The following is a 7227-nucleotide window of genomic DNA, read 5'->3' on the forward strand; positions in this document are numbered from 1 at the left end:
ATGAAAACCTCTGCCTTGCGTTCCCTCTCTCTCGTGACGTCACTGGCCGTTGCCGCCGGTGTGATGCTCGCCCTGCCGCAGACCGTGGCGGCGCAGTCGGGTGACTTCCCGAACCGTCCGATCAAGCTCATGGTGGCCACGGCGCCCGGCGGCAGTGCCGATGCCACGGCGCGCATGATCGCGGACAACCTGTCGGCCGCCTGGGGACAGCCCGTGGTGGTGGAAAACAAGGTGGGCGCCAACGGCATGATCGCCACGCAGACGCTCGCCAAGTCGCCGCCAGATGGCTACACCATCTACATGTCACTCAGCAGCATCGTGCAGAACCTGCTGCTGCAACCCAACCCAGGCTATCGCATGGAAGAGCTGGCGCCGGTGTCGATGGTGGCGATTCTGCCCATTGCACTGGCAGCCGGCACCCAGGTGCCCGCCAACAACCTGGGCGAGCTGATCGCCATGGCCAGGCAAAAGCCCGGAGCGGTGAGCTACGGTTCCTACGGAGTGGGTTCCGGCGCGCACATCATCGGCTCGGTGCTCAACAAAAAGGCGGGTGTGGACATGACGCACATTGCCTACAAGGGTGAGGCCAATTCCTTCGCGGACCTGGTCAGTGGTCAGGTGACCACTGCCTGGGGCTCCGTGGGCTTCTACGCCAACCAGCTCTCGGGCGGCAAGGTCAAGCTGCTGGCGGTGGCCAGCCCGCACCGCCTCAAGGCATTCCCGAACGTGCCCACGCTGGGTGAGGCCGGCTACCCAGACGCCAACCTGCCGGGCTTCACAGGACTGTTTCTGCCCGCAGGCACACCGGCCGCGATCGTCAACAAGTATTCGGAAGCGGTCAAGAAGGCCATCGCCACGCCCGACATCCAGAACAAGATGGTGAGCTTCGGCTACGAACCCATGACCAACGCACCCGAGGAGTTCAAGAAGCAACTGGCCGACGAAGTCCTGAAATGGTCGACCGCCATCCGCGAGAACAACATCAAGCTCCAGTGACATGACCGCATTGGAAACCCTGACCTACGAAGTAACCGATGGCGTGGCCACGCTCACGCTGAACCGCCCGGAGTCGAAGAACGCGATCAACCCTGCGATGGCCGATGAGCTTGGCGATCTGCTGGCCACGGTCAAGCGCGATGCATCGGTGCGCGCGCTGGTGATCACCGGCGCGGGGGGCGCGTTCAGTGCGGGTGGCGACGTGCGCGGCATGAACGGGGCGGGGCCACGTTCACCAGGACAGATCCGTGCCGGCATGGAACGCTACCGCCGAGCCACGGTGGAGCTGATGGGGCTGGATCGTCCGGTGATCGCGGCGGTGGACGGTGTGGCTTACGGGGCGGGCTTCAGCCTGGCCCTGCTGGCCGACATTGTGCTGCTGAGCGAGCGTGCCCGGTTGTGCATGGTGTTCCAGCGCATCGGGCTGGTGCCCGACTTTGGCGCGCTCTACACACTGCCGCGCATCGTCGGTCTTCAGCGCGCCAAGGAGCTGATGTTTTCCGCGCGCGAACTGGGTCCGCAGGAGGCGGTGAGCCTGGGCATCGCGCTGGAGGTGCTGCCCGTCTCCGATCTGATGGCGCGCGCTCAGGCCATGGCGCGCGGCCTGTGTGGCGCCTCGGACGCCGCCATGAGCCTGACCAAGCAGGCGCTCAACGCCTCGCTGGGCAGCGACTTATCCACCATGCTGGAGATGGAAGCCAGCGGGCAGGCCATCGCCGCCAGCAGCGACTACCTCAAAGAATCCGCCCGGCGTTTTGTGGCCAAAGAGCCACCGCAGTTCCGCTGGCCAGAACGCCAGGTTCCCCATCTCGACCCCAAGAAAAATGCTTGACTATCAAAAAACCCGCCACCTGCAATTCGACGATGTGCGTCACAGCTACACCACCCGCGACACCATCCTGTATGCGCTGGGCATCGGCATGGGCCATGACCCGCTGGACCGCAGTGAGCTGCGCTTCGTCTACGAGAAAGACTTGCAGGTGGTGCCCGTCATGGCCAGCGTGCTGGCTTCGCCGGGTTTCTGGATGCGCGAGCGAAAGGAGCTCGGCATTGACGCGGTGAAACTCGTGCACGGCGAACAATCCGTCACCCTGCACGCGGCACTTCCGGCCGAAGGCACCGTGATCGGTCGCACCCGAGTCACACGCATCGTGGACAAGGGCGAAGGCAAGGGCGCCATCATCCAGACCGAAAAGAAGCTCTTCGATGCGGCGACGGACCGCTTGCTCGCCACGGTCGAACAGGCCGTGTTCTGCCGGGGCGATGGTGGGTTCTCCAAGGCAGGTGGCGGCGATGAGGCCGGCCCGGCGCTGGCCGCCACGCCCGAGACCGAGCCGGATCACGTGGTGGACATGCCCACCCGCGCCGACGCTGCCTTGCTCTACCGCCTTTCAGGCGACCTGAACCCCTTGCATGCGGACCCGGACGTGGCCGCCAGAGCGGGCTTTCCCAGGCCCATCCTGCATGGACTGGCGACCTACGGCGTCACCTGTCGGGCGTTGCTTGCCGCCTTCTGCGGCAACGACGCTGCACGGCTGAAGTCGATGCGGGCACGCATGTCCTCACCGGTGTTTCCCGGCGAAACCATCCGCGTCGAATGCTGGCGCCGGCCTGAGGGCGTGGCGTTTCGCGCGCGCATTCCTGCGCGCGACGTGACCGTGCTGTCCCATGGGCACGCTGACCTGTCTTTCTCCTGAGCCACGTTCCATGTCACTCGTATCCAGTCGCGCCGTCTACCGACACCAACAGACCCGCCGCCTCCTCGCCCCGACCAGCATCGCCATCGTTGGCGCGTCGGCCAACCCGGCTTCCTTTGGCGCCCGCACCGTGGGCAATCTGCACAGTTACGCTGGCCCGATCCACCTCGTCAACGCCCGGTACCAGGAGATCGACGGCCGCCCGTGCTTTGCCTCGCTCTCTGCGCTGCCCGAGGTGCCAGACTGCGTGTTCGTCGCTGTGCCGCGCGATGCCGTCAAGCCGGTGATTGAAGAGTGCGTGCGGCTGGGCGTGGGCGGGGTTGTCATTTTTGCCTCGGGCCTGGGCGAGAGCAGCAATCCCGAGCACCAGGCCATCCAGCGCGACATAGTGGCCATGACGCGGGACACCGGCACGCGCCTGCTCGGTCCAAACTGCCTGGGCATGATGAACGCCGTCAACGGCGCCCTGGGCACTTTCACCCACATTCCCGTTCGCCTGCGGCTGGAGGGGTGCCGCTCCATTGGACTCATCAGCCAGTCGGGTGCGCTGGGCGTGGGCATGGCTCAGGCGGTGGAACGCGGCGTGTCGTTCAGCCATGTGCTCACTTCAGGCAACGGTTGCGACGTGGACGCTGCCGACCAGATTGCCTACCTCGCCAACGACCCCGATTGCGATGCCATCGCCTGCGTGTTCGAAGGCGTGACCGATCCCGGTCGCCTGATCGAGGCGGGCGAGATCGCGCGCCAGGCGGGCAAGGCGGTGGTGGTCTACAAGATTGGCACCAGTGAAAGCGGCGCCGAGGCGGCGCTCTCGCACACCGGTGCTCTCGCGGGTTCGGCGGCTGGCTACAACGCCTTGTTCGAGCGCGCCGGCTTCGTGGTGGTGGACCAGTACGAGCACCTGCTGGAAACCGCAGCCTTCTTCGCCAAGGCGCCGCCTGCCAGGGCAGAGGGCGTGGCCGTGCTCACGCCCTCGGGCGGCGCCGGCATCATGGCCGCCGACCAGGCGGAGGTGTTCAACGTGTCGCTGCCCCAGCCGGGCCCCGAGCTGCGGGCCGTGCTGGAGTCGCACATCCCCGAATTCGGCTCCTCGCGCAATCCTTGCGACGTGACTGCGCAGATCCTCAACAACCCGGCCTCGTTTCCCGCATGCGCCGAAGCTTTCCTGCGCGAAGAGAACATTGGCGCCATCGTCACCCCTTTTCCCACGGCCATCCAGGCCAGCGCCCAGCGCAACATCGACCTGGGCAACCAGGTGCGCGCTCACGGCAAGATGGCCTGCGTGTTCGAGCTCACGGGCTGGCAGGAGGGCCCGGGCGTGAGGGACATGGAGATGAGCCCGCACCTGGCGGTGTTTCGTTCCACCGCCAGTTGCTTCCGCACGCTTGCGGCCTGGCACCGCTGGTCCCGCGAGTTGGCACGGACCGAAGCCAGCACCCCGCCCGCGCTCGCCCCGGCACAAGTCGAGGTGGTGCGCGCCGCGCTGGCTGCCGCTGGCACCGAGCGCACTCTGCCCGAAGGCCCCTCGCGCGGCGTGCTCGAAGCCTGTGGCGTTCCGGTGGTGAACAACCGCCTCGTGAACAGCGCAGACGCCGCCGCCGAGGCCGCGAGCGCGCTTGGCTATCCGGTGGCGCTCAAGGTCGAGACACCGGATCTGCCGCACAAAACCGATGCCGGCGTGTTGCGCCTGAACCTGAAAGACGCCACCGCCGTGCGCGAGGCCTACGCGGCCATCATGGCCAATGCGCTCAAGGCCACCACGGCCGATCGCATCAACGGCGTGCTGGTGCAACCCATGATTCCGCCAGGCGTCGAGATCATGGTGGGCGCGCGCGTGGACCCGCTCTTCGGTCCCATGGTGGTGGTGGGCATGGGTGGCATCCTGGTGGAGCTGCTCAAAGACACCGTGGCATCGCTGGCGCCAGTGGACACGCAAGCTGCGCACGCCCTTCTGCGCCGCCTGCGTGGCTACCGGCTGTTGCAGGGCTTTCGTGGCAGCGAGCCGGCCGACGTGAACGCACTGGCCGAGGCCATTTCGCGCATTTCGCTGCTCATCCATAGCGAACGCGAGCGGATTGCTGAAATCGACGTCAATCCCATCATCTGCAGCGCCACGCGCGTGGTGGCGGTGGACGGCCTGGTCGTGAAGGCTTGACCAACGACCATGGCCCTCCATCCCACCCTGCGCGCCTCGCTCACGCTGCCCGCCGTCTGCGCGCCCATGTTTCTGGTGAGCGGCCCCGAACTCGTTGCCGAGGCGTGCAAGGCTGGCCTCATGGGCGGCCTGCCGCGTCAGAACGCGCGCACCTTTGAAGAATTTGAAGAATGGCTGGGCGCCATTCGGCGAACGCTTGACGATCACGAGCAAGGCACTGGCCGACCCGCCGGGCCGCTGGCCGTCAACCTCGCCACGCGTGTGGCCGAAGACGAACTGGGCCGGCACTTCGACGCGTGTGAACGCCATGGCGTGAAAGTGCTCATCACGGTCGGTGGCGATCCCACATCTCTCATCCGTCATGCGCATGACGCAGGTCTGCTCGTGTTCCACGACATCACCTCCATCCGGTTTGCCGAGAAAGCCATCGCCGCCGGTGCCGACGGGCTCAACTGCATCGGCGCCGGCGGCGGCGGGCATTCCGGCACCATCAGCCACCTTGCGCTGATCCGCACCGTGCGCGCGATCTACCAGGGCACCATCGTCATGGGCGGAGCGGTGTCCGACGGCGCCACGATACGCGCCGCCGAAATCCTGGGCGCGGACCTGGCGTATCTCGGCACGCGGTTCATCGCCACGCGCGAATCCCGCGCGCCGCAGGCCTACAAGGAGCTGCTGGTCTCCCAGTCCTCTGCCGACCTGCGCTACACCGACGGTATCGCTGGCGTGCACGCCAACTGGCTGGTCGAGTCCATCCGCTCGGTCGGGCTCGACCCCGACAACCTGCCCAGGCCGCTGGGCCGCGGCATGCGCCACGACCACCTGCCCGAGGGAGCCGCGCCCTGGAAGAACATCTGGAGCGCAGGGCAGGGCATCGACCTCATTCACGACATCCCTTCGGTGGCCGAACTGGTGCAGCGGCTGCGGCACGAGTACCAGGAGGCATGCCACCTGCCGGCTTTCGAGATACGATGACGGGCACCTCGGGTGAGCGATCCAGCCGCCCGCATGTGCCAGCCGAATCGACTCCCGGGAGGTAGGCATGGGGCTGACTTCAACCTGCATGCGGATCGCACCAGTGGTCCTGTGGCTCGCAACTTCGCTCGTTCAGGCGGCTCCCGACGAAGCCGCCCTGGGCCGCGACGCGGGATACCCGCGCGGCACGCCTCAGACGATGTTCGATGAGCGGCACAAGGTCGACAGTTTCAGCTCGCGGTCGGAGATCCTTCCCAGTCGGCCCAGCGTCCGGGGCGGTCCCGTCTGGGAGCTGACGACGGGCAAGCCCTTGCCCGTGCTGCAATACACCTATCGCGGTGACACTTATGCGCTGAACGACTACTTCGAGCGCCGCCGCGTCACCAGTTTTGTCGTGCTCCATCGGGGCCAGATACGGCTGGAGCGCTACCAGTACGGCAGGACTGCCGAGCACCGCTTTGCTTCCTTCTCCATGGCCAAGAGCGTCACTGCCTTGCTGGTGGGCATCGCCCATCATCAAGGCCTCATTCGCTCACTCGACGAGAAGGCCGAGGTCTACGCGCCCGAACTCGCCGGCAGCGCATATGGCGGCACCACCATTTCACACTTGCTGCAAATGGCCTCGGGAGTTCGGTGGACAGAAGACTACGGGGGCCGCGACGACGTGGCCGACCTCTGGGCCGCCCTGTTTCGCGTGCACGGCGGAGGAAACCCCACGCAGGTCCTGACGCGGCGTCGCCCCATGGACGCGGAACCTGGCACCCGCTTCAAGTACGCCACGGGCGAAACCCAGGTGCTCTGCCACGTACTCAAGGGCGCGACCCGGCGCACCGCTGCGGACCTCACCTCTGAATGGCTGTGGCGCCCGCTGGGCGCGGAATCCGATGCCGCCTGGCTGGTTGGATGGCAGGACATCGAGTACTGTGGCGGCGGCTTCAGCGCCACCGCGCGAGACTACGCCAGGCTGGGTCGCATGCTGGCGCTCGGCGGTCGGCGAGACGATGCGCAGATCGTGCCCGCCGCATTCTTGAAGCGAGCCACGGAATCCTCAGAACAACCCCCCGGCTTCCGCGTGAACGAGGCCGGCCCCCGTTTTGGCTACGGTTACCAGTTCTGGCTTTTCGAGGGCGGCTACATGATGCTGGGCGTCTACGGCCAGGCCGTCGCGGTGTTTCCTGCCCTCGATCTGGTGCTGGTTCAGACGGGTGTGTGGTCCCGATCTTCGGACCCGGACTCGCGGGCGGAGCGCGATGCCCTGCTGCGCGCCATCGCGACAGCAGTGGCGAAAGAATGAGCTGCCGGCGGCCAACAAAAAAGCCCGAGGATTTCTCCAGGGGCTTTGTGCATGGGTATTGGGTGGCTCCCCGACCTGGACTCGAACCAGGGACCTGCGGATTAACAGTC

At 66.5% G+C, this 7227-nt stretch carries 6 protein-coding genes; all 6 read left to right on the forward strand.

The features are described 5' to 3' along the window. The 6 genes from AB7F11_RS15645 (at position 1) to AB7F11_RS15670 (ending at position 7117) form a co-directional block, all read left to right on the forward strand. Entirely contained in the window at positions 1-996 is a 996-nt protein-coding gene (locus AB7F11_RS15645) for a Bug family tripartite tricarboxylate transporter substrate binding protein (RefSeq protein ID WP_428291360.1), read from the forward strand. Position 997: 1 nt separating this feature from the next. Then, positions 998-1828 (forward strand): enoyl-CoA hydratase/isomerase family protein, encoded by an 831-nt coding sequence (locus AB7F11_RS15650; protein WP_428300101.1) that lies wholly within the window; start codon positions 998-1000, stop codon positions 1826-1828. After that, complete coding sequence (locus AB7F11_RS15655; RefSeq protein ID WP_428291733.1) at positions 1821-2693, forward strand: MaoC/PaaZ C-terminal domain-containing protein; 873 nt, start codon at positions 1821-1823, stop codon at positions 2691-2693. Before AB7F11_RS15650 ends, AB7F11_RS15655 begins: the two co-directional genes overlap by 8 nt. A 10-nt stretch (positions 2694-2703) precedes the next feature. Further along, entirely contained in the window at positions 2704-4848 is a 2145-nt protein-coding gene (locus AB7F11_RS15660) for an acetate--CoA ligase family protein (protein WP_428291732.1), read from the forward strand. Between the two features lie 9 nt (positions 4849-4857). Next, positions 4858-5823, forward strand: coding sequence for an NAD(P)H-dependent flavin oxidoreductase (locus AB7F11_RS15665; RefSeq protein ID WP_428300102.1), 966 nt, complete (start codon positions 4858-4860; stop codon positions 5821-5823). A gap of 67 nt (positions 5824-5890) precedes the next feature. Next, positions 5891-7117, forward strand: coding sequence for a serine hydrolase domain-containing protein (locus tag AB7F11_RS15670; protein WP_428291730.1), 1227 nt, complete (start codon positions 5891-5893; stop codon positions 7115-7117). Positions 7118-7227: the final 110 nt, after the last annotated feature.

Source organism: Hydrogenophaga sp. (assembly GCF_050250835.1).
GTDB lineage: Bacteria > Pseudomonadota > Gammaproteobacteria > Burkholderiales > Burkholderiaceae_C > Hydrogenophaga.

What these genes read in the sequence shown, in the direction of transcription:
- AB7F11_RS15670 (WP_428291730.1), top strand. Translation starts at nt 5,891, where the DNA reads ATGGGGCTGACTTCAACCTGCATGCGGATCGCACCAGTGGTCCTGTGG.
- AB7F11_RS15660 (WP_428291732.1), top strand. Translation starts at nt 2,704, where the DNA reads ATGTCACTCGTATCCAGTCGCGCCGTCTACCGACACCAACAGACCCGC.
- AB7F11_RS15655 (WP_428291733.1), top strand. Translation starts at nt 1,821, where the DNA reads ATGCTTGACTATCAAAAAACCCGCCACCTGCAATTCGACGATGTGCGT.
- AB7F11_RS15645 (WP_428291360.1), top strand. Translation starts at nt 1, where the DNA reads ATGAAAACCTCTGCCTTGCGTTCCCTCTCTCTCGTGACGTCACTGGCC.
- AB7F11_RS15650 (WP_428300101.1), top strand. Translation starts at nt 998, where the DNA reads ATGACCGCATTGGAAACCCTGACCTACGAAGTAACCGATGGCGTGGCC.
- AB7F11_RS15665 (WP_428300102.1), top strand. Translation starts at nt 4,858, where the DNA reads ATGGCCCTCCATCCCACCCTGCGCGCCTCGCTCACGCTGCCCGCCGTC.